The organism is Streptomyces sp. AC627_RSS907, assembly GCF_019049165.1.
The window spans coordinates 1-542 of sequence record NZ_JAGMUE010001211.1 but is presented as its reverse complement, the minus strand read 5'-3'; the positions used below and the strand labels follow the sequence as shown (position 1 = coordinate 542).

Annotated in this window: 1 protein-coding gene; it reads left to right on the top strand. The window is 73.4% G+C overall.

Features of this window, described 5'->3' with window-relative positions; all coding sequences use genetic code 11:
* Positions 1 to 383 (top strand): TauD/TfdA family dioxygenase (locus KUM32_RS41105; protein WP_217146756.1); only part of this gene is annotated, 383 nt, incomplete at its 5' end.
* Positions 384 to 542: the final 159 nt, after the last annotated feature.

Genomic DNA, 542 nt, shown 5'->3' with positions numbered 1-542 from the left:
CGTACACCCAGGCGCGCGACGTCTGCGGGAGCCAGCCCGCCGTACCCACGCTCTGGCGCGGCGAGCACGGCCTCACCCTGCGCTTCGACCCCGCCTACACCCCACTGGAACGCGCGGGGGCCGCCTACCGCGCCGCCTACGCGCGCCTTGAGGCCGAGTTGGAGCGGGTGTCGATGGAGGTGAGCCTGGACCCCGGCGAGGTGCTCGTGCTCGACAACGACCTCGTCGTGCACGGCCGGGTGCCGTTCCGGGCCCGCTACGACGGCACCGACCGCTGGCTCAAGCGGGCCTCGGTGCGCGTACCGGGGCGTCGTACGCGTCCGGTGGCCGAGAATCGCGAGGACGGGTACGGCCAGACCGTCATCGAGGCACATGCCGTCTGACAGTCGGCGGCCTCAATTGGGCTGTCGCTCGCGTACGCGCCGCATCAAATGTCCGGGCCGCCCGACTTGTCGGGCGGCCCGTTTGGTGTGCGCCCGCGTGCGCGGCGCGTAAACGGCGACAAGGCGCACGCGACGGGCCGCCCTGCGCCCGGCGGGGTA